Source organism: Micromonospora sp. NPDC049151 (genome assembly GCF_040648395.1).
GTDB lineage: Bacteria > Actinomycetota > Actinomycetes > Mycobacteriales > Micromonosporaceae > Micromonospora.
In genome coordinates this window covers 19,441-41,321 of sequence record NZ_JBEZDP010000027.1, presented here as the reverse complement: position 1 = coordinate 41,321, position 21,881 = coordinate 19,441, and the positions used below count along the sequence as shown (strand labels likewise).

General features: G+C 68.4%; 12 protein-coding genes. 5 read left to right on the top strand and 7 right to left on the bottom strand.

Annotated elements, in window-relative coordinates; translation table 11 throughout:
• Positions 1 to 8: 8 nt before the first annotated feature.
• Positions 9 to 1,073 carry an IS110 family transposase gene (locus AB0B20_RS25315; RefSeq protein ID WP_357474014.1) on the top strand — a complete coding sequence of 355 codons (1,065 nt, stop codon included), beginning with the start codon at positions 9 to 11 and terminating at the stop codon, positions 1,071 to 1,073.
• A 61-nt stretch (positions 1,074 to 1,134) separates the two neighbouring features.
• Here the strand turns inward: AB0B20_RS25315 and AB0B20_RS25310 are convergent, their stop codons facing one another.
• The 6 genes from AB0B20_RS25310 to AB0B20_RS25285 form a co-directional block, all read right to left on the bottom strand.
• Positions 1,135 to 2,208: a hypothetical protein gene (locus tag AB0B20_RS25310; protein ID WP_357474011.1), complete on the bottom strand. Its 1,074-nt coding sequence runs from the start codon at positions 2,206 to 2,208 to the stop codon at positions 1,135 to 1,137.
• 43 nt (positions 2,209 to 2,251) lie between these two features.
• Positions 2,252 to 4,333, bottom strand: coding sequence for a methyltransferase, FxLD system (gene fxlM / locus AB0B20_RS25305; RefSeq protein WP_357474008.1), 2,082 nt, complete (start codon positions 4,331 to 4,333; stop codon positions 2,252 to 2,254).
• Between the two features lie 4 nt (positions 4,334 to 4,337).
• The gene (locus tag AB0B20_RS25300; RefSeq protein WP_357474005.1) at positions 4,338 to 5,636 is read right to left on the bottom strand and encodes a lanthionine synthetase C family protein; all 1,299 of its coding nucleotides are present in this window, start codon (positions 5,634 to 5,636) and stop codon (positions 4,338 to 4,340) included.
• Positions 5,633 to 8,734, bottom strand: a complete 3,102-nt coding sequence (locus AB0B20_RS25295; protein WP_357474002.1) for a lantibiotic dehydratase — start codon at positions 8,732 to 8,734, stop codon at positions 5,633 to 5,635. Before AB0B20_RS25295 ends, AB0B20_RS25300 begins: the two co-directional genes overlap by 4 nt.
• A gap of 83 nt (positions 8,735 to 8,817) precedes the next feature.
• Positions 8,818 to 8,976, bottom strand: coding sequence for an FxLD family lanthipeptide (locus tag AB0B20_RS25290; protein WP_357474000.1), 159 nt, complete (start codon positions 8,974 to 8,976; stop codon positions 8,818 to 8,820).
• Between the two features lie 457 nt (positions 8,977 to 9,433).
• Entirely contained in the window at positions 9,434 to 9,679 is a 246-nt protein-coding gene (locus tag AB0B20_RS25285; RefSeq protein ID WP_357473997.1) for a hypothetical protein, read from the bottom strand.
• A 579-nt stretch (positions 9,680 to 10,258) separates the two neighbouring features.
• On the opposite strand from AB0B20_RS25285, the gene AB0B20_RS25280 reads away from it, so the two are divergent.
• Together AB0B20_RS25280 and AB0B20_RS25275 are read left to right on the top strand one after the other, a co-directional pair.
• A complete protein-coding gene (locus AB0B20_RS25280; protein ID WP_357473994.1) occupies positions 10,259 to 11,635 on the top strand; it encodes a tetratricopeptide repeat protein in 1,377 nt (458 codons plus the stop codon).
• Positions 11,632 to 12,609 (top strand): phosphotransferase, encoded by a 978-nt coding sequence (locus tag AB0B20_RS25275; RefSeq protein WP_357473991.1) that lies wholly within the window; start codon positions 11,632 to 11,634, stop codon positions 12,607 to 12,609. The genes AB0B20_RS25280 and AB0B20_RS25275 overlap by 4 nt, the downstream gene beginning before the upstream one ends.
• Positions 12,610 to 12,858: 249 nt before the next feature.
• Here AB0B20_RS25275 and AB0B20_RS25270 read toward each other — a convergent pair whose 3' ends face one another.
• Positions 12,859 to 13,269, bottom strand: a complete 411-nt coding sequence (locus AB0B20_RS25270) for a hypothetical protein (protein WP_357473988.1) — start codon at positions 13,267 to 13,269, stop codon at positions 12,859 to 12,861.
• Between the two features lie 805 nt (positions 13,270 to 14,074).
• Here AB0B20_RS25270 and pglW point away from each other — a divergent pair.
• Together pglW and pglX are read left to right on the top strand one after the other, a co-directional pair.
• A complete protein-coding gene (gene pglW, locus AB0B20_RS25265; RefSeq protein ID WP_357473985.1) occupies positions 14,075 to 18,250 on the top strand; it encodes a BREX system serine/threonine kinase PglW in 4,176 nt (1,391 codons plus the stop codon).
• Positions 18,247 to 21,834 carry a BREX-2 system adenine-specific DNA-methyltransferase PglX gene (gene pglX / locus AB0B20_RS25260; protein ID WP_357473982.1) on the top strand — a complete coding sequence of 1,196 codons (3,588 nt, stop codon included), beginning with the start codon at positions 18,247 to 18,249 and terminating at the stop codon, positions 21,832 to 21,834. The genes pglW and pglX overlap by 4 nt, the downstream gene beginning before the upstream one ends.
• Positions 21,835 to 21,881: the final 47 nt, after the last annotated feature.

Below are 21,881 nucleotides of genomic sequence, written 5' to 3'. Positions count from 1 at the left end.
GAGAACCAGTGCCCGCCGCCGCGTCGTCAACACCACCCCGGGTCGTCATCGCGATCGATCCCCACAAGGCCTCCTGGACCGCCGTCGCGGTCGACAACCGACTCCAGCCTCTGGCCGCGATCCGCGTCGAGGTCAACCGTGACGGCTATCGGCAGTTACGTCGCTTCGCCGGCCGCTGGTCGCATGCCGTCTGGGCGGTCGAAGGTGCCACCGGCCTCGGTGCCACGTTGACCTCTCGTCTGGCAGCCGACGGCGTCGACGTCGTTGATGTGCCCGCGAAGCTCGCCCGCCGCGTTCGGATGCTCTCCACCGGGCACGGCCGCAAGACTGACCAGGCCGACGCCCTATCGGTCGGGATCGCCGCGCACACCGCTGCTCGGCTCAACACCGCCGTGGTGGATGAGGCGATCGCCGCCCTGCGATGCCTCACCGAACACCGCGATGACCCCGTCCGCAGCCGCACCCAGATCGTCAACCGGCTGCATGCGCTGCTGGCACAGCTCGTTCCCGCCGGCCTGTCCCGCGGACTGACCGCCGACAGCGCAGCCGCTGCGCTGCGCAGCATCCGCCCACGGGCGGTGCTGGCCCGCACCATGCGCCAGGTCGCCGTGGAACTGCTCGGCGAGCTGCGGCGCCTCGATAGGCGCATCGCCGAGGCGACAGCAACGCTGTCCGCTGCGGTCGCAGCGTCTGGCACCACCTTGACCGATCTGCACGGCATCGGCGACGTCACCGCCGCGAAGATCCTGGCCCGCTCCGGCGCCGTCAACAGGTTCCGGTCGGACTCCGCGTTCGCCTCGTACTGCGGCGTCGCACCGATAGAAGTGTCATCCGGTGACGTCCAACGCCACCGCCTCTCGCGCGCCGGCGACCGGCAGCTGAACTACGCCCTGCACGTTATGGCCATGGCCCAGATCAAACGAGCGACCCCGGGCCGGGACTACTACCAGCGCAAACGAGCCGCCGGAAAGACCCACAAGGAGGCCATGCGCTGCCTGAAGCGGCGCTTGTCCGACGTCGTCTACCGCACCATGATCAAAGACACGGAGACCTCTCTGCTGCCGACGCCTTGACACAGAGAGGTGCCGTTAGATCCACACTCCCGCTTCCCGCTGAGATGTAGGGAGTGTGGATCTAACGAGCAGCCCCCGGCTGACCTTCACTTTGGATGACCACTCTGCTGATCGCCAAGGACTGCACCAGTTGCCCCTGAGTGGCGAGAGGCATGCTCTGATCCGTCGGACCGTGTGCTCGCAGGCTCTCGACCAGTTTGGCTGTGTATCGCGGGTCAATGACGGTAAGGACCTCGGCGTGGCGCAGTAGGTCACGGACAACATAGGCGTCATCCAGGTTGAGGGCTTGCTGGACTAGGCCTGCGGCGACTCGCCGTGCGCTGGGATGATCAACGCCACCGACTGCATCGATGATCGCAAGCCCAAGGCGAGTATGAAAGACGGCAAGGTGAGGTATCGACGGCAGCCGTCGATAGCTGCTGATCAGGGGGTCGAGGTAGGCCTCTGCCGTTTCGCCGGCGGCACGGGCGCACAGGAGGGCCAGACATGCTGTGACGGCTTCTTCCCAAACCTCACCAAGGGTGGTGTCATCGATCATCATGCGGGCGTGTTCGATGTCTCCAGCGGTCGCGCGGGCGATGACGGCGACCTGTCGCCCGTCGAGCATCCGCTGGCCGATGCCGTTGTGCCGCTGAAGGTGCTCGTACGCCTCTTGCCATCGGCCAGCGCTAGTCAACGCCCGTGCTCCGTCAGCGAGAAGCACGCTCCAGAGCCACTGCCGAACTTCGCGATGGTCGTCCTCGCTTCGGATCAGCCTGCTCGCCGGCAGCGGGCAGCCGTCGATCAGGGCGTCGGTGCGCGATGAGACCGCCCGGAAGAGGTCGTTGAGGAGCTCAAGAGCGGCGTCGCCGCTGCCGTCTCTGATGTGCAGGCGGGCGAGATTGACCAGCGGCTCCAGTGCATGCCGCGCGGCCTGCGCGCCCAAGGGGAGGGCGCGCAGGTACGCGTCGGCATGTTCGTGGCACCACTGCCGGGCCAGCTCGGCCTGGCCGCAGTCCGAGGCGATCAGTGCCGCCTGGTTGTAGACGGCAGATGCCCCGGCGAGGTCGTTCTCTCGATTGGCCCGGTCGGCGAGGGCGCAGAGATCATTGATGCGGACATTCAGCGCCTTGGCGGTTGGCCGTGGTCGGGCCACGAGAGGGAAGTACCTGAGGGCCGGGTGGTTGGGGTCCACACTGTCACTGCCAGGTGACGGTGATCGGGTGGTGGGGCCGATGGAGGACGAACCGTCCCGCTGCCGGGTTCGCCTCGGCCGGCACGTCGGGGATCTCGATGCGCACGCTCCGGTCGCGATAATCGGCGTCCCAGAGCTGGACCTCGTCGGCGACGTGCCCGGTGAGGTCCTTGCCGGAGGGGCCGTGTCCGATGACGCCGACCTCGTAGAGCTTGCCGCCGTCGGCGACAGGTGGTGCGGGGCGGATGGTGAGGTAGGCGAGGTCGGCGCCTCGGGTGGTGGCCATCGCGCCCCAGGGGAACATGGGTGAGACGGTGCCGGACTCGATGGCCTGCGGTGTGGCGTTCATGCGCATGATGGCGTTGTCGAGCCGGCAGGCCAGCCACAGGTCCAGCCACTCGTAGGGCACCATCGGTGGGAAGAGCACGCCGGTCCAGATCTCGTGCCGCTCGGTCTCCAGTACGCCGGCGAGCTCGGCCGCGTCGACGTTCTGGTCCTTGTGCACCTGCAGGGTTACGTCCTGCTCACCGGTCAGGGTGACGATGCGCCGGGCGTCGTCGGCGATGCCGCGCAACGGCATGAAGACGGCCAGCTCGCTGCCGACGTCGCGCCATCCGCTGTCGTACCGTTCGAAGATGACCGAGCGGGATGCGGCCCCGCCTAGCCGTAGCGGCACGACCAGCCTGCCGTCAGCGGTGAGCTGTTCCAGCCAGGCGGTGGGGGTTTCCCAGGCGCCGACGGTGGCGATGATCCGGTCGTACGGTGCGCCATCGGGATGGCCGAGCGCGCCGTCGCCGCGAACGACCTCGACATTGGCGACGCCAGCGGTCGCGAGGTGTTTTCGAGCTGCGTCGACGAGGTCGTCGTCGACGTCGATGGTGACGACATGGCCGGTGTCGCCGGTGACTGCGGCGAGGAGAGCCGCGTTGTAGCCCGTACCGGCGCCAGCTTCCATGATTCGGTGGCCCGGTCGAGCGTCGAGTTGTTCGAGCATCATGGCCACGATCCGGGGTTGCGAGGCGGCGCTGATGGAGGCGCCCCGTCCGTCGGTCTTGGTGTAGACGGCGGTGTCGGCGTAAGCCTGCTCCAGCGGCACGCCGGGTAGGAACAGGTGCCGGGGCGTCTGTCGGATTGCGGCCTCGACGGACGGCGTCCGGATGATGCTCTCTGCCCGGAGCCGGTCGGCGAGTTCGCTGCGCAGGTCAGCGGGGCCACGATGCGTGGTCATCGGGTCGACGCTAGTGGCCGATGGGGTGGGTTCTGCGGTGGACACGGTGCTCCTCCTGGTGGGGTCGAAGACGTTCCTGACCGCGAGCGCGGCAAGGGTGGACTGGTCATGGACGGACAGTCCGACGCGGTTGGCGTGGAAGATGACGTGGTGGGCGATGACGGCGCGCAAGCCCCGTCGGAGGTGGCCGCGCCGTGCCAGGTCGGCGAGGGCCTGACCGGCGGTTCCGAACGCGTCGAGCCACGCCCCGTAGCCGCCGAGCGGGCTGTCGGAAGGGGGACCGCTCAGGCTGCGGATGTCGGCGGTCATGAGTCGGTTCATCGCCCGAACCAGGACGGCGGTGACATCGCCCTCCGCGGGCAGGCTCGAGGCAGGGCGCAGGTCGGTGACCTTGGCCCAGACATCGCCCTGCTCGTACCAGTCCAGGCCGGCGCTCCGCATCAGGACGCTGCACAGCAGGACGGCGAGTTCGCGTCTGCCGAGGGTGGCCGGCTCGGCGAGGCCTGGCCCGAGGAGCAGCTGTCGGCTGTCATGGTGGAAGAGGTTGTGGGCGGCGTGCATGCCGGCAGAGCCGCCGAAGGCCAGCGTTTCCGGCTCGTAGATGCCCCGGGCCCAGTTGACGACGCGGTCGTTGACGGCGAGCGTCTCTAGCAGGTCCTCGAAGAGATGAGAGGTGGGGTCATCGGCGATGTACCGCCACCGCCACGACGGGTACTTGCGGACGAACCACCAGCCGTGCAGGACTCCGTCCTCCTGAGCAGCAGCCAGTGCTGGGGCGAGCACGGTGGTGGCGATGTGCTCGGCTGCGGCGGGGTCGGGAAATTCGACGGTGTATTGCCGCCAGTCAGGTGTCGACATCGGTTCAGCTCCTCACGTCAGGACGGGCGAGGCGGGCGGTGAGCAGGCAGGAGTCCCAGGAACTAGCCGGCGTTGACTCGGTGCTGCAGCTCAGGGCGGCAAGGGCCACTCCGGCGGCGCCTTCGAGCAACCCAGGGCCCGAGGCGGCGGCGATCAGGTCAGCAGCCGTCCGCCGAGGGCCGAGACCCGCAGGGTCGATCCTGCTGAGCAGTGAGGGAATCTGAGCGTCGAGGCGAGCGGCTGTGCCAGGGGGAGCGTCGGCGGCGATGCGGTGGGCGATGTGGGCGAGACCCGCGTACCCGTGGCACAGCGAGGGGTCCGTCGTTGCCGCCTGTTGGCCAGGATCAATCAGGGCGCGGGCGAGCGCGTCTCCGGCAGTCACGCGGCAGACCTTGTCACCGGTCGCGAGAGCGGCGAGCTGCTGCGCACGTGCCAGGCCCGCCGTGCCGTAGCACCATGACGGCCGCTGGGCCGCCGGCGTCGGTGGGCGGTCTGCGCGCAGTTGCGCTCTGGTGATCCAGTACGGCCAGGTTGCGCCGGCGCCGGTATCGCTGCGCCATCGGTCGAGCCACGAGCAGACGGTGGCGATGGCCGCGAGCTGCCCCCGGACGACGAAGCCTTGCCGGGCGGCGAGTGCCAGGAGGGCCAGGGGCCCGGCGATGCCGTGTGCCAGTCCGTTGTTGCCGTGGCCGCCGGGGAATCGGGTATCGGCGCGTCCGTTGAGGCCGCTGCCGGTCCACCAACCTGGTAACACCTCGGCGTCGCGGTCCAGGGGAGCGGTCAGGCGGACCAGGTATTCGAGTACGGCGTGAAGTGCCTCGCCCGCGGACGGTCGGCGGAGCAGGTACGCCCCGATCCCGGCGAGCCCTCGGATGGCGTCGAACTCGGCGAGGGCCGGCAGTTCGCAGGCGTCGATGCGGGCGTGGGCGACGGCCACTCGGCGCCGGGCGTCGGCGACGATCGCTTGGTCGAGATCGTCGAGCGCGCGGGCGTAGAGGCCAGGCTGGTGGGTGCTGGCGCAGGCGAGGACGTGGGCGAGCGCGGGTGCGCCGTGGAAGGGGTGGCTGTCAGGGCCCGCCGTTACCGGGCCGCTGGTAGCGGCGGTGAGCCAGTGGTGGGCTCGTTGCCAGGGCCTTAGCCCCGCCGCTGCCAGCTCTACGTGCAGCAGGGCGATCCCGGGTACGCCGAGGGCGAGGGACTGTCGCCACCAGGGTTGGTGGATCGGCAGGCTGGGATCGTCGGGGCGGATGAGCAGGTCGGCGACCGCGATGGCCAGCTCGTGGCTTGCGTACGCCAGGCTCATGACCGGCTCCGGGCGAAGTAGGCCAGGGCGGCGGCCCGGGCGAGGTAGCGGCATTGGTCCTCGTCGTCGAAGTCGATGCCGACCGCGCGGATGTAGTGCGCGTGCATGAGCGAGCCGAGGACGTCGTCGGTGTCGATGCCGTCGGTGTGCGGGCCGGGTAGGTGGGTCCCGTAGGCGGCGAGGCTAACGTCTCGGTTCTTCCAGGCGTCGACGATCGCCATGCCGCCCGGGGCCGCGCGGAGCGCTGCCCAGTCCCCGCCGGGGTGGGCGAGGCGGACGGCTTCCTGGAACAGCGGCCGGGGGGCCGGCTGTGGCGCTGCTGCCGGGACGCGGTCGATCAGCCAGCGCATGCCGGCCTCGACGCTGCCGGTGTGGGCGACGGCGATGGCTGCGATCTGTGCGGCGACCAGCGCCTGTCGGCTCGGGCGCACGGGTTGGCGCAGCTGCGTCAGTACGGCGTGGGAGTCGGCGATGAAGACCGCCTCGGCAGCCTGCATGGCGGGACCGGATCCCCACCGGCCGGTCTCCGGATAAGAGGTGGCGTACTGGATCTCTCGGAGCAGGCCGCGTCGGCGCAGGTCGTTGGCCCACATGCTGACCCGCTCGGCCGCCGGTCCGAATGAGGACGCGTCGGGCAGGGCGACGCGCAGCCGTAGGTGCTGGTCGGGATCGCGGAACCGGAGGAACCACCAGTCGGGCGGGGTGTCCCACTCGGCGAGCAACCGAGGCAGGTGCTCAGCCAGGAGAAGGTCCTGACGGCGGATGTCTCCATACAGCTTGGCGAGCAGGATCCGCGAGGCGGCGGGAGTCTGACCCTGGTCGCGTCCGATGACCCGGGCAGGGGCCGGTGTGGGCAGCGGCGGCCAGGGCGGTGGTTCGGTGGCGCGCAGCGCGACGATGACCTCGTGCGGCCGGCCGCCGCACCACTCGAGGTCCTCGGGGCTGGGTGCCTCCACGAGCACCGCCCGCAGCGAAGTGAGCAGGTGGCTACGCAGCAGGACGCGGTGCGCCGACTCGTCGAGATCCAGTGGCAGGCGGCGGTCGGCCTCGACCAGATGCACCAGACGCGGCAACCGCCGGCGAGCGCGCCATTCGTCGAAGGCGTCGTCCCAGGCGTACCAGGGCTGTTGTCGGTCGGGTAGCTCGGCAGCCTGCAACCGCCAGGTCGCCGGAGCCAGGATCGCCCGCCCGTACCGCACCCGGGGCAGGAAGGGCAGCTTCGCTCGGGCGGCGGCGCCCCAGTCGAAGGCAGTGACCTGTGCGCACTGGGCGCGCCCGAGTTCGATGAGGAAGCGGGCCAGTGGGGGAGTGTGGGTGCGCAGGTTCAGCGCGTGCATGCCGACCGCTTCGATCCGGTGGCCGTCGTCGGGCACTGCGAGGTACATGCGTCGGCCGTCGCACCCCACCGCCAGGTCGTCGATGGTGAGCACCGATCGACTTGGCCACCGGTGCTCGGCAAGGCTGATCACCGTGGGCAGCACCTGGACACCGCGCGCTACGTGCGCCGTGCCGGGATCCAACGGCGGGAACGACACCTGGGCCGGCACGGTGTCCCGGTCGCCGGCGGGTAGGTCGGCGAAGCCCGCGGCCCACCTTCCTGCGTCGCTCGGCCGCAGCACACTGAGGAACCGTCCCGTTAGTCCGCCGGCAGCCCGGGACACGGAGGTGACCTCGATCGTGAACCTGCCGCGCGCCAGGTCCTTCTCGTCGGCCACCTGCAAACGTATGCACGCCTCCAGGTGCGGAGGTAGGCGTAGCCGCTGTGGCCCGAGCTCCAGTTGCGCGATCAGACCCTCATCGAGAACGACTTCCGTCGCGCCGTCCAGTGCCGCACGCTGCGCCAGGTTCAGCAACGTCTCGTCCCGCTGGGACATCGGCGAGCGAGGCTCGGGCACGGGGCTGCCGGGGTAGCCGTCAGGTAGGCCTATGCCGCTGTCCGGGTCGACGACCTCCCGCACCGGCACGAGCGAACCGATGCCATAGCGCTCATAGAAGCGCTGGTGGTAGGCCCGCCACGCGGCAGTGCCATACGGGTACGCGCTCAACCGGGCCAGCACCAGCGCGGCACGTTCCACCTCCTTGGCTACCTGGTCGGGGAGCGTCACCGAGGCGTCCAGTCGGAGATCCACGGCGAGCGGCTCGTGCGTCGAGATCGCGAGACTCCGCATCCGCGAGGCCACCAGCCGCCGTGCCGCTGGAGCGTTGTCTAACTGCGCCGTGTTGTGTTGCTGGAGCTCGGCATGAATGTCTCGGAGAGCGCTGACCACGCTGGCGACGGGCGTACCCGACTCGGCGCCGGCCTCGTCCAGCTGCCGCAGCAGGTAGGCGAGCGCGTCGGGCTCGGTACTCGGGGCGTGCAGGCTGGTGATGAGGACGCGGTGTGCGATCAGCTGGGTGAGCATCGCCATGATGACTGCTGCAGACGCCTGCGGAAACGCGCCACGGAGCTGCGCGGCGAGGACCTCCACCCGGACCGGGCTGCGGGCTGCCGTGATGGCAGCCCGTACCGGTGCTGAGTGGCGCAGGGACACCTCCGCTGCTCCCAGCTGGCCGTCGACCCCAGGATGCGGCTGGTAGGGGACGATCAGGCGGTCGTCGCGAACCGTGAGCGTGCTGTTCGCGACGACGGCAAGCCGGGGGAGCAGCCCCGGGGAACGTTCGAGATGGTCGATCAGGTCGGTGAGCCAGCCAGCAGATGCCCGGGCGACCGCCTGATGCGCTGAGCCCCAGCGGCTGGGCGCCCGCGAGCCGAACACGGCGGGTGCCACGCCGGCGAGAAGCCCGAACGGCGTGGGGCGACCGAGAAGGCGCTGTACGTACCGGGTGACGGCGTGGACCGTCCGCCGCGTCTCGCGTACCGAACCGACTTCACCCGCACAGAGCTTGCCGACCTGCTCCGCGAGTATGGGGCTCGAGAGCGCCACCGCCTCGGCTACCGCGTCGATTGCCCACACCTGTCGCAGCCAGCTGACCCACGATGGGACGAGGTCGGGGCGAGGCTCTGTCAGGTCCGGCCACGGGGGTAGCTCGACCGCCGGGTGGGCTACGGCGCGAACGAGCGCCGCATCCATTGACCGGTAGGCGGCGGAACGGCTCACTTGATCACCTCCATGAGAGACAGGGGTGACCGGCCGGCGCCGACGGTCGTGGCGGCGCCGGCCGGCCGTGCAGAGCGGATTGATCAGGCGACGTTGGTGGTGCAGGCGGTGCAGGTGCTGCCGCAGCCGTCGTCGGTCAGGTTGACCAGGCCGGCGAGGTCCGCCACCTCCAGCAGGCTGACGTCGAGGTCGAACTCGTCCTCGTTGCCGGTTGCGCCGAGTTCCAGCGTTCCGCTTGCCATGTGTTTCTCCTTCTCGGTTCCGCGGATCTTCCTGACCCGCGATGAAGCTCGGCGTCCGCACCTCTGGGCCGGTCGCCGCTACCGCCGATTCAGGCGGAGAACGAGATGCCAACGGCGTCGGGCTATTTCAGGCGAATGACCACGGTGTCGTCGGACCCAGAGCTGGGTGACGGCGGCACCAGTCGGAGGGCTGGGACGGGCCGAGTGCTCTCCGGTCGACGATCCTGATCCGCGGATCTGCCAGCTGCTGGCGTCGGCGTGCGGTAGGTGGCGATGACTCGTGCCGCCCAGGAGCGGTACTCGCAGGGGGAGGGCTTGAGCTGGCGGAAGTAGACGTAGCAGCCGAGACAGAAGCCGTTATCGTCCCGATGGACGTTCAGGACCACGCGCGCGGTCGCACGGAATTCGTTGTCCGGGGAGGCCTGCGCGGACTGGCTTCTGGCCACGCCGGCGGCCTTCATGACGATCTCTCCTTCTCGAAGTCACCGGTCTCGCCATCGATCCAGACCAGCTCGGCACCATGGATGAGTTCGCAATGAGCAGCTCTGCTGCAGACGGCGACCGCCTGGTCGTCGATGCTCGCCGAGACGGCGGAGCCATCGGGCAGCTCGATACCCCAGGCGACGACCATCCGGCTGTCATCGCCGTCGGGGTAACGCACCAAGGCGAACCGACGCGGGACCGTCGGATGCTGGTCGATCATGAGCCGCTCCTGAAGCCCTCGGTGCCCGGCTGCGGGAGACCCACGGCCGTTTGAACTGGCTGCTTTCGGAGTGGTCCGCGATGGCGCGCCGGCGCTCGACGGCACCGGCACGCCACCACGGCACCGGCGGTCCGGCTCGGGATGGCACGGGGGACGGCGATCTCGAGCAGCACAGACCTCCGGTGTGCGCGGACGGGAGAGCGGCCGACGACTCGGGTCAACGCCTGCGCGCTCTCCGGCCGCGCATTGGTCCGAGGCGAGCGGGCCTCCTGCACAGCACCCACCCCGAACCCGTCCGGGCCAGCCTCGTGACAGCCGCCGCCTGCCGGGGTCGGCACCGGTGTGTGATCCGCTCCGGTCGCCGAGCCCTTTGCGAGAACGCGGAGGAGGCGATGGCGTCTGACTGGCATGCCAACGACCCTGGCCGATGCGGTCTGTCGCCAGCTAGCCAACGGTGAGCGCCTCACGGTGGGCCTCTCACGGTGAGACGGCGGGCCGCAGGACGGGTGCAAGGGCGGACATCTCGCAGGCGGACGACTACTGTGCGCAGTATCCGCGGTCGGAGGGAGTGACAGTTCCATGCAGCGGGTCGTCAGGCCGCAGTGGTGGCACGAGGGCACGTACCGCAGCGTCGGCATGCGCTTTCACCTCGCTCGCCACGACATCGGCGCGGTCTTCGGCTTTCTGAAGGAACGCGGCTTCAGTTGGTCGGCGATCGCGAATGCAACCGGTCTGGGCGCCAGCCGGGTCTCGGAAATCGCCTCAGGCCGGCGCATCGTCACCGACTACTCGGTGCTGGAACGCATCGCGGAAGGGCTGTCTATCCCGCGCCACTACATGGGGCTCGCCCTCGACGAACAGGCTGTTCGCCACCGGCAGGGCTCGTCCTTCGAGCAGGCCGAAGTTGCGAGGCCGCTCGATCCCCACGAGCTGCTGGGCGTCGTCGCCAGCATCGCTGTGGGCGCCATACCCGCCGGTGTAGAGCGGTGGCTACCTACCTCGCAGGAGGTCACCGTCCCGGCCACCGTCGGCCAGGACGAAGTAGCCACCGTTCGTGCCGTGACTGCCTTCCACCGCCGGCTCGACGCCGCTGCCGGGGGAGGGCGCTGCCTGCAGTCCGCACGTGGGTATGTGGCATGGGCGACGCAGCTCCTGCAGGTGAGGTGTAGCGATGTGGTTGCCGCCGACCTGAGGGCCGCCCTCGCCGAGCTGCACAACCTCGTCGGTTGGGTGGCGCACGATCTCGACGATCACGACATGGCGCGTCGGCATCTCACCCAGAGCCTCGTACTGGCACGACAGACTGACGCTCTGCCGCTGCTGGCCAACACGCTGTATCGCCTGGGGCGGGTCAGCCTGCACCAGGAACAGCCGGCCGAAGCGCTTCAACTCTTCGGGCTCGGCCAGCTCGCGGCACAGCAAGCCGGCTGCCATGCCAGCGTCGGCATACTGCACGCCAACTCCGCGTGGGCCTACGCGCTCCTGGGTGCCGATAACCAGGTCGTCGACAGCCTGACCCGGGCACGACGCGAGCTCGATCAGGCCGACCGGGACACCGCGCCGGCCTGGACCCACTTCGCGTTGACCGAGGCCGACGTACATGGCATCTCCGCCGTCGTCTATTCCGCCCTGGCCCGGCATGCCGAGCACGTGCGTTACGTAGACCGGGCCACTGAGTACTCCCATCAGGCGGTGCGGCTACGCCGCCCGCAAGATCGCCGATCCTTCATCTTCGACACGATCTCGGTCGCCACGGCGAGTATCCTGGCCGGTGATCTCGCTACCGCTGGCGAGTACGGGACGAAGGCGGTGGGCCTGGTGGCGGACGGGATGCGATCGGCTCGCGTCAACGATCGTCTGAACGCACTTTGGGAGCTTGCCGCGCCGCAGGCTGCGCGAGAGCCCGCGCTGGCTGCTCTCGGCAGCCGGATCGCGGAGTTGCAGGCTGTCCGATGACCACTGCACTTAGCGATGCTGTCGCCTCGGAGCTCCATGGGCACTTAAGCGACGTCTGCGAGCAGATTGGCGTAGACCCGGTTGGTGCCAGCCTCGTCAAGTACACGATGAACGCGGTGTTCGTGGCGCCGCCGTTCGTGATCAGACTCGCAGCCGGTCCCCATGCTGCGGCGCTAGCCCAGCGGGTTGTGTCGGTCGCGGCATGTCTGCAGCAGGTCGGCATGCCTACCGTGCGGCTAGCCTCCGGTGTGGCGTCTCAGCCGATCTGCAGCGGGGAGTGGGTCGCCACCGCATGGCAGTACGTCCCGACCGTCAGCGGCGAGCCCAAGCCGGCCGACCTCGCCGCGCCACTTCGCGCCCTACACAGCCTGGACCGGCTAGATGTAGCGCTGCCGCGTTGGTCGCCGATCGAGAAGTTTCGCCGGCGTCTCAACGCTGCCGTAGCGCTACCACCCGAGGAAGCCGCCGAGCTTGAGCAATGGTCGAGGACGGAATTAGGGATCCCGGCCGCCAACCTGCTGCGCGATCTTCACCTGCACTGCGACGAGGTAGAAGAGGATCTTGATCGGGTCGCGTGGCGGCTGTCGCCGGGCGTCATACACGGGGACGCGCACACCGGGAACATTCTCCTGCCGGCACCAAGTGACGGTGCGGCCGCTCGCCTGGAGCCTCTGCTCTGCGACTTGGACGGGATGTGCATCGGGCCGCGGGAGTGGGACCTCGTACCGACCGCCCACGGAGCTACTCGGTTTGGGCGCTCAACGGCCGACTACCAAAGATTTGTCGATGCCTACGGGGCTGACCTCACCGCCTGGGCGGACTGGCCGGTCTTGCGCCGGGTTCGGGAGCTGCAGCTGGTCACCAGTACCATCGACGCTCTTACTGGCCGTCCCGACGTCGCCCGCGAGTTGGCCCACAGGCTTCGATCGCTCTTTTCCGGCGATCTCGGGATCACCTGGCGTCGCTACCGGTAATCGCTGGGTCGAGGGCTCCCGCTTCATCGGACTTTTGATCATGATTGACGGCCCTGAGGAAGAGGCCATCGGTGGTAGCACGGAAGCAGTACCCGGAGAGGCTACAAGCGCGTGCTCTGTGGTTGTACCTGGAGTCGAGCCAGGGCAACTTCGCTGCCGCCCAGCCGTTCCAGGGTAGTTCCGGACTCCCGTATGCACTGCAAGCCATCCCCTCACCAGCCTGCTGTGGCCGTGCGAACGCAAAGCGCTCTAGCCTTGCGTATACCTTCCCGGCAACCCCGCCTGGTCGCCAAGATCGCCTCGGCGTCGACCCGGCTCCAGGAGAAGCTCTCCGTGGCTGTCGTCGTGGTGAGCGGCATGGGTCATTCCCTTGACGTCCCGGTAGACGGCCGCCCAACGCTGGTCCTGGGTGCGGCTGTCAGCCGGCACCGCGAAGACCTGTTTGGCGGACGGGATACTAACGAGCCGGGAGATGTTCTCCAGTACCCGCCGGCAGGTGGCCACGCAGTGCTCCCACTGCTGGTCACGCAGCTCGGCCTGCGCCTGGCGGAGCCGGGCAGCAGCTTGACTCAGCGAGGCCGCGTCCTTGTCGGAGGCCGCCGGCGGCGGCGTGAGGGCCGAGTCGGTTAGTGGGCTGGGCACCCTGAGCAGTACGCCCACCTCCGTGCCGGCCTGGTCAAGCAACTCCAGCCAGCGGCCGCGCGGAACGCGGACCGGTGGCTCTCATGGACCACCGGATGCACGCCGCCCGGCGGCGAGACCAAGGTTGCCTGAAGCCTGAGTCGCAGGACGATATCGTCCTGTCCGCGGGCGCCTTTTAGGGATATGAGCTGGTCGTCGGTGAGGGAAACGACCAACTCCTCTGCCGCCGGATAGCCGCAGAGGGTCACGACCTGGGGCTCCAGGCCCGGCGCCCAGCGGAGGGACGGCCGCTCTAGCCAGACGGTGCCGACACACAGCACCTGCACGTTGCTCTCCGGGGCCTTGGCGCCCAGCCAGGTACCGGCGACCTGGGCCGGGATTATCAGACGGTGGTTGGCGACGCCGGGCGTCGGGCCGGGGTAGAGACAGACCGATTGCCGGTGACCGCCAATCGACGGCGCGCAACAGCGGACAGGCCGTGGGGGTACCGAACGTCGATGCCCAGCCGCCGACGGATGAATCGATTTCCACGATGAGCGCCCTGCTGCGGGAAGACCGTCCGAGTAACGGCGCAACCGCTCGGCCGGAAGCGGTCCAGGTCAGCAGCGCAGATTGCTCGAACCGAGGGGTCGATTCAATTCGTTCACCTCGCCGCCTTCACTCGGCTCGAGCTTGCGGTCGAGCCCGCCCTGTGTCACCCTGGTGGGCTCTGCCGTTCAGATCACCCCACTGCGCGACGCTCGCACTCCTCCTGAGGCTGTCGGTGCAGGACGCTAGGCTGCAGCAACATCGATGTCGCACACCCCGGAGCAACGAGTAACCGATGAAGGCCGATTCGCCCAACTGGAAGGTGATGGGCCCGCCCGCGACGCCGGAGGAAGCGGCCGCGCTCGAGGCTTTCCGTGAGGTTCTGCCTGACGATGGTCGCACCACGGCGTGGGTGAACCTGACCTTCATCGACACCAACAACCGCACGGCCGAGGTCGACGTCCTCCTGCTGACTCCGGTCGGTCTCTTCTGCGTCGAACTCAAGGGGTGGCATGGCACCATCACCGGCAACTCTCAGCGCTGGTACCAGCCTGGCAAGACGCACCCGAACCCGTTCCTGATCACCGACCGCAAGGGCAAGCGTCTCGCGTCACTGCTCAAGTCGTACGCGTCGAGCCCTCACATGGAACGGAGCGTCCCGTGGGTCAACGCGCTCGTCGTTCTGCACGGACAGGGATCCACGTTTGCGGTTGACGCCTCGGGCCGTGCCGGCGTCGTCAAACTTGATACGTACGACGTCACCTCCAAGCCTCCGCTGCAGCGGTTGAGCGAGTTTCTGGCGACGCCGCCGGCCAACCCGAAGGATGCCATCGACCCGCAGCACGCCCGCCTCGTGCGGCACCTGTGCGACAAGGCCGACTTCCGTCCCACTCCCAAGACGCGGATGGTCGGCGACTACGCGGTCGCCGAGTCCGACCCGGTGGCCGAGGGAGTCGACTGGCAGGACGTGGTGGTCACGCACCCGAACCTGACCAAGATCAAGCAGCGGCTGCGCCTGTACGACGTGCCGCCCAAGGCGTCCGCGTCGGAGCGCAAGCGTATCGAGCAGCTTGCCCAGCGCGAATACCAGCTCACCTTCGGCATCCGCCACGAGGGCATCGCGGTGCCCCAGCAGTTCCTGGTGACCGACGACGGTCCCGCTCTCGTCTTCGAGTACCAGGACGCCGAGCGGCCGCTCGACGCGTTCCTCGCTGACGAGGGCGCCGCGCTCACGGTTGACGACCGCGTTGCGATGGTCGAGCAGCTTGGGGACATCCTCCGGTTCGCGCACAACCGCCACCTTTTCCACCGAGCCCTTTCGCCGCAGCGGGTGTGGGTGCGGCCCTCGCCGGACGGACCCCGTCTCGAGGTACGCGACTGGTACTCGGCGCAGAAGGACCGCGAGACGGCCGCATCAACACGCTGGACCGTCATCAGCCGTGGCGTGACGGACCTGCTCGGCGTCGCGGGCGCGGAAGACCTGGTGTGGCTCGCGCCCGAGGCGCGCCAGTCGGTCGCCGACGTGCCCGGGGCTCCCCTGGACGTCTTCGGATTCGGCGCTTTGGCGTTCTTGATCCTGACGGGCAAGGCGCCGGCGACGACGATCGCCGAGGTCCAGGAAGTCCAGCAGCATGCCGGACGGTTCGATCCGCGCGCGGTCACCGCAGCCCTGCCCGACACGCTCGCTGAAGTCGTGGCCAACCTGACCTCCGTTGACGAGGCGGCGCGCCCTGCATCTGTGGAGGACGCGCTCGAACTGGTCCGGATGGCGTGGGACGAGGTGCGCCGACCTGACGACCAGGCCCCGCCGGTGGAGATCGAGGATCCGCTCGACGCCCAGACCGGCGACATGATCGGCGGACGGTTCCTCGTCGTCGGTCGCCGCGGCGAGGGTTCGTCGGGCGTTGCCCTTGCCGTGCTGGATGACCAGGCGGGCGATGACAGGGAGCTCATCCTCAAGGTTGCGCGCAACGACGCCGCCGGACGCAGGCTCGACGTCGAGGCCGATGTGCTCGGCGGGCTCGAGCACCCCCGCGTCGTCCGGCTTGTCGAGACGCTTGAGCTCGGCGGCCGTCGCGTGCTGCTCATGTCCGACGCCGGCAAGGAGACCCTCGCCACGCGTCTGGTCAAGGAAGGTCAGTCGACCCTGGAGCAGCTGCAGCGCTGGGGCGCCGACCTGCTGGAGGCCATGGCCTACCTGATCGACGTCAAGGGCGTCTTCCACCGGGACATCAAACCCGCGAACCTTGGCATCGCCCCGGACCCTGGCTACCGCAAGCCCCACCTGACCCTGTTCGACCTCTCGTTGGCCCGCGAGCCGCTGGACAACATCGCCTCCGGCACGCCCGGCTACCTCGACCCGTACCTCGGCAAGGGACGCCGCACCCGCTACGACCGGGCGGCCGAGCTGTGGGCAGTATCGGCGACCCTATTCGAGATGGCGACTGGCGTGCTGCCCTGGTGGCCCAACGGCGCAAGCGCACCCGCCAGCGCGACCGATCGCCCAGTGGTCGAGCCGACGTCGTTTGATCCCGCCATCGGCGCCCAACTCACGGAGCTGTTCCGCAAGGCACTGTCGCCGGAGGTCAAGGAGCGGTTCGGCAACGTCGAAGATTTGCTGCGCGCCTGGAGTGACGTCTTCGCAGGCCTTGCCCTGGACGACGACGCACGGCAGAAGGACGACGAGCTCGCCTCCAAGGTCACGTTGGAGACGCCGCTGGAGCAGTCCGGTCTGTCGGCGCAGGCACTCTCCGCGCTGCGCCGCCTGGACGGCGTGGTCACGGTGGGCGACGTCCTCGGCGTTCACCCCGTCAAGATCAACGGCATACGCGGCCTGGGGGAAACCTACCGCAAGGAGATCCAGAGGCGCATCACCCAGTGGCGCACCGGATTGCGCCCCACCGAGCCTGCTCCGGGACTCGAGGTAGCGCTCGGCGTCGACCGCGTGGTCGACAACCTGCTGGAGATGCTCCCCGCGGCGGACAAGCCGCTCGCGCGCGGCCTCCTCGGCTTCGGCGACGGTGCCCCGTGGCTCACGGCTGCCGAGGTCGCGGCCAGCTTCCAGACCACGCGCGAACGCGTCACCCGCATGCTCGACGACGCCGTCGGCGAGTGGACGAAGGACAAGCCGTTCCTCGCCGCGCGCAGCGAGCTGACCAATATCGTCGCAAACGCCGGGCGCGTCATGACCGTGCCCGAGGCGGTCGCCGCGCTCCTGACAGTGCGCGGCTCCACGCTCGACGGCGCCGAGCGAATGACCTACGGCACCGCGCTGGTGCGGGCGATCGTCGAGCTGGACGCCCGCGACACCGAACCTGACTTCGTGCTCCGACGCCGTGCCGGCGCAAAGGTCGACCTGCTCGCATTGAGCGAGGACGCGACGGTCTCGGACGAGGGCGACTCCTTCCCACCCGCTGACTTGCTCACCGACCTGGCTGGCGAGCTCGGCAGCAAGGCCGACGACCTGGTTGCCGGCGGCGTCGTCGCCGCCAGTACGGCGATCAGCGAACTCCGCGGGGTGACCGACGAGCTCGACGGCGCCGGCCAGTGGCAGGTGACCGACGCGCGCCTGCTGCGACTGGCCGCGGCCGCGAGCCAGACCGCGGCCGTGTCAGGGTTCCGGGAGCTGTACCCGCGCGCACTGCCGATCAAGGAGGCGCTCGAGCACGCGATGCGCGGCAAGCCGGGCCGCTCCATCAGCCAGATGGCGGTGCGGCGCACTCTCAGTGCTCGGTTCCCGCACCTGACCGAGCCGCTGCCCAACTCCGACAGGCTCGACGCGCTCATGCGCGAGCTGTACCCCGAGCTGGTCAACCGGAACGGTATCTACGCACCCAAGAGCACCGTGCTGTACACCACGGGCACGGTCTCGACGACTCAGTTCGCGCCCACACCTGCCGCTGAGGTCACGCGCAAGCTCACCGAGTCGCTCGACAGGCATTCGGCGCTCACCCTCACCGTCGCGCCCAAGCGGTACGTCGCTGCCGCCAGGGCGCTGGCCTCGAAGTTCGACATCGACGTGCTCGACGTCGCCGAGCTCGTCATCAGCGCGACCAAAGAGCAGATCGAGAAGGCCGGCGGTATCTGGAGCGGTCTGCTCGGCTATGACGCGCTGGACCGTGACAGCAAGCAATGGAAGGCACTCGAAGGTGTCGTCCAGAGGTCAGTCGAACCCGTCTGGGCCGAACGACTCAGCTCAGACCGGCCGCTTCTGCTGACCAACGCCGGCCCGCTGGTGCGCTACGGCATGACCTCCCTGCTTGCGACGCTGCTCGACACCGGCAGCAAGCGGCCCGCCGTGCGCTGGCTGCTCGTCGCCAAGGCCGGCGACGCCCGGGCTCCGCTTCTGGAAGGACGATCGGTACCGCTCGGACCGAGCGGCTGGATCGACCTTCCCCGCGACCTCACTCTGCTCACCGACGACGATCACGCTGCAGCACAGCGCACCAGCCCGACCGGAGACCGTGCATGATCAACTCTTCCGCCCTCCTCACCGACCTGAAGGCCCAGCTGCGGGTCCTACAGGGCGACCTGAAGGAGCGCGCCGACGACCCGACCACCACCTGGGGAGCCACCCTCCAGCGCCAGTACGCCAAGGCACTGCGCCGCGAGCGCACCGGGCTGTCGTGGACGGCCTGGCGGGACAACGAGGTCGACCAGGCGGCCGTCGCGTGGATCGTGGCGACGACGTTCGTCCGGTTCTGCGAGGACAACGACCTCCTCGTTGGCGCTACCCTCGACGGCTTGCCCGTCCCCGTGGGTTGGATCGCCGGCCCTGGTGACCGCACCCTCCGCGCACGCGAAAACCAGACCGCGTACTTCCGGGTCAACACTAGCCACCACGACCGCGACTGGCTCCAGCAGTCCTTCCGCGTGCTGGCCGCCCAGCCCGCCGGAGCAGCTATCGTCGACCCACAGCACAACCCGGTCTGGACCGCCGAAATCAGCGCGGAGGCAGCCAAGGGCCTCGTCGACTTCTGGCGCCGCACCGACGCTGGCGGCGCGCTGGTGCACGACTTCACCGACCCCGACCTGGACACCCGCTTCCTCGGCGACCTGTACCAGGACCTGTCCGAGCACGCGAAGAAGACCTACGCACTGTTGCAGACGCCGGTGTTCGTCGAGCAGTTCATCCTCGATCGCACTTTGACTCCTGCAATCCAGGAGTTCGGCCTCGACGGGCTCAAACTCATCGACCCGACCTGCGGGTCCGGTCACTTCCTCCTCGGAGCGTTCGAGCGCCTCAACCAGCAGTGGGCTACCGAGGCGCCCGGCGTGGACCCCAAGCAACGGGCGCGCAAAGCGATGGACTCCATCCACGGTGTCGACCTCAACCCCTTCGCGGTCGCCATCGCACGGTTCCGGCTAACCGTCGCCGGCATCAAGGCGGCGGGAGAGAAGACGCTCGTCGGCGTGCCCGAGCTCGGCTTCCACCTCGCCATCGGCGATTCACTCCTCGGCGAGCAGGGCGGCGGCGTCGGACTCTTCGACAACGACGAGACCTACACCTACGGCACCGAGGACCTCAGCGAGTACGCCGACATCCTCAAGCCCGGCCGCTACCACGTGGTCGTCGGCAACCCGCCCTACATCACGGTGAAGGACCCCGTGCTCAATGCCGCCTACAGGGCCGCCTACAAGACCGCGCACCGCCAATATCAGTTGACCGTCCCATTCATGGAGTTGTTCTTCCGGCTCGCAATTCGGGGCGAGCGGGGTAGAGGAGCCGGCTACACCGGCCAGATCACGTCAAACGGGTTCATGAAGCGAGAGTTCGGCAAGAAGCTCATCGAGGAGCTTTTCGGCGGCTTTCATGTGGACAACCCGGTTGATCTCCTCGAAGTCATCTCGACAGATGGTGCCTACATTCCGGGACACGGCACACCAACGGTCATCGTCGTTGGGCGCAGGAGGCGTCCTGTGAGCCGCCAGGTGCGTGCAGTTCTCGGTGTGCGCGGCGAGCCGGGTCAGCCGGACGATCCCGCAAAGGGTCACGTGTGGGTCGAGATCGTCGAACATGTGGACGACCCAGGGTTCGATGGCACCTACGTCTCGGTCGCGGACATAGATAGATCTGATTTTTCGACGCACCCATGGTCGCTCTCTGGTGGTGGAGCGGCAACTCTCTTCGCACAGGTCGAAGCCGGCTCGGCGACCAGGCTGAGCGAAGTACTCGATCGACCCGTCGGCGGGGCGATCCGGGCAGGAGCCGACGAGGTGTACATGCGCCCACGGCTACTTGCGTCGGAGCGGGGACTGAAAGACTTCACCCGCCAGTTCGTTGTGGGCGACGGAATCCGTGATTGGCGCAACGCCGGTACCGAACAGATCCTGTTCCCCTACGAAAAAGAAGCACTTAAATCTACCGAGGCGCTGGATGCAACACTCTGGCCGTGGCGGACCATGCTCGCGAAGAGAGCCACATTTCAGGGAGTAATGGCAGACGCAGGGTTGCGTTGGTCGGACTACATGCAATTCACGCGCTGGGGAATCACGGCGAAAATGGCGATCACGTTCGCGTTCGTGGCCACGCACAACCATTTCGTGCTCGACCGTGGCGGGAAGGTCTTCAAGCAGTCCGCTCCGGTCATCAAGCTGCCGGAGGGGGCGACCGAGGAGCAGCACCTCGAACTGCTCGGTGTCCTTAACAGCTCGGTGGCGTGCTTCTGGCTCAAGCAGGTCAGCCACAATAAGGGCAATGGTGGAATTGGCGGTGGCATCGGAGACGAGGACTGGGAGCCTCGATACGAGTTCACCGGGACCAAACTTCAGGAGTTTCCGCTGCCGACGAGCCTTCCCGGCCAGCGGGGGGCGGCCCTGGACGAACTGGCGCGGGAGCTCACTTCGGTGGCGCCTCGAGCGGTGCTCCAGGAATGGCGTGCGGGGCGCGTCGAGGCCGGGCTCGCTGCGGCGCTCGGAACCGCGCATGAGGGTTGGTCAACGTTGCGCGACCGTCTCGTCTTTGAGCAGGAGGAGCTCGACTGGGAGACGTACGCGCTTTACGGGCTCGTGGATGAGCCGCTGACCTACGACGGTTCGGCGGTTAACAAGATCCGGCTCGGGGAACGTGCATTCGAGATCGCTCTGGCTCGTCGTGTCGAGGCTGGTCACGAGGAATCCGCCTGGTTCGAGCGCCACGGGTCCACCCCGATCCTCGAGGTGGCTGAGGACTGGCCGGCCGATTACCGCGCAGTGGTGCAGAAGCGGCTTGCGCTCATGGAGTCGGACCGGAACATTCGCTTGCTGGAGCGCCCGGAGTACAAGCGCCGGTGGGCGATTACTGGGTGGGGTAAGCAGCTCCAGGAGGCACTGGAGACGGCGATCCTCGACCGTCTCGAGGATGCGGAGCTGTGGCACGACTTTCAAGGGCCGAGCACCCGTTCGGTGGCCCAGCTGGCGGACCTGCTGCGCAACGACGAGGTCCTGCTCGAACTGGCACGAGAGCTGACGGGCAACCCTGAACCGGATCTCGTAGCGGTGATCGGCTCTCTGGCGCCGACCGAAGCTGTTCCCTACCTGGCGGCGTACCGGTACAAGCCCTCAGGCCTGGAGAAGTTCCGCGAATGGCAGGTGGTCTGGGATCTGCAGCGGCGCGAGGACGCGGAAGAGAAGGTGACGATCCCGGTTCCTCCGAAGTACTCGACTCCCGACTTTCAGAAGGTGGAGTACTGGAAAGCGCGCGGCAAGCTCGACGTGCCCAAGGAACGGTTCGTGCTCTATCCGGGGGTCGGGCGCGAGGGTGACCTCAGCCCCGTCCTCGGCTGGGCCGGCTGGAACCACCGCGATCAGGCGATTGCGTTGGTCCGCGAGAGCATAAACCAGCAGGCCCTCGGTGCGTCGAACGACGCGCTGGTACCCATGGTTGCCGGGCTCGTTGAGCTGGAGCCGTGGCTGCACCAGTGGCACACCGAGCTCGAACCGGAGTTCGGATCCAGTGCCGCGCAAGCGGTCACCAGCCAGATCGACCAGTTCCTGGCTCAGCTGCAGATGACCCGCGACGACGTGAACGCGTGGCGGCCCCTGGCGGCGGCGCGAGGTCGACGTCGGCGCACCTGATCGCACTTGGCTGTGGCAATCGTAGCGACCGACAAGCGACGTACCTG

Coding starts and splice junctions, on each gene's coding strand:
- fxlM (WP_357474008.1), bottom strand. CDS start 4,333: ATGTCGACACCTGACTGGCGGCAATACACCGTCGAATTTCCCGACCCC.
- AB0B20_RS25300 (WP_357474005.1), bottom strand. CDS start 5,636: ATGAGCCTGGCGTACGCAAGCCACGAGCTGGCCATCGCGGTCGCCGAC.
- AB0B20_RS25290 (WP_357474000.1), bottom strand. CDS start 8,976: ATGGCAAGCGGAACGCTGGAACTCGGCGCAACCGGCAACGAGGACGAG.
- AB0B20_RS25285 (WP_357473997.1), bottom strand. CDS start 9,679: ATGATCGACCAGCATCCGACGGTCCCGCGTCGGTTCGCCTTGGTGCGT.
- AB0B20_RS25280 (WP_357473994.1), top strand. CDS start 10,259: ATGCAGCGGGTCGTCAGGCCGCAGTGGTGGCACGAGGGCACGTACCGC.
- AB0B20_RS25275 (WP_357473991.1), top strand. CDS start 11,632: ATGACCACTGCACTTAGCGATGCTGTCGCCTCGGAGCTCCATGGGCAC.
- pglW (WP_357473985.1), top strand. CDS start 14,075: ATGAAGGCCGATTCGCCCAACTGGAAGGTGATGGGCCCGCCCGCGACG.
- pglX (WP_357473982.1), top strand. CDS start 18,247: ATGATCAACTCTTCCGCCCTCCTCACCGACCTGAAGGCCCAGCTGCGG.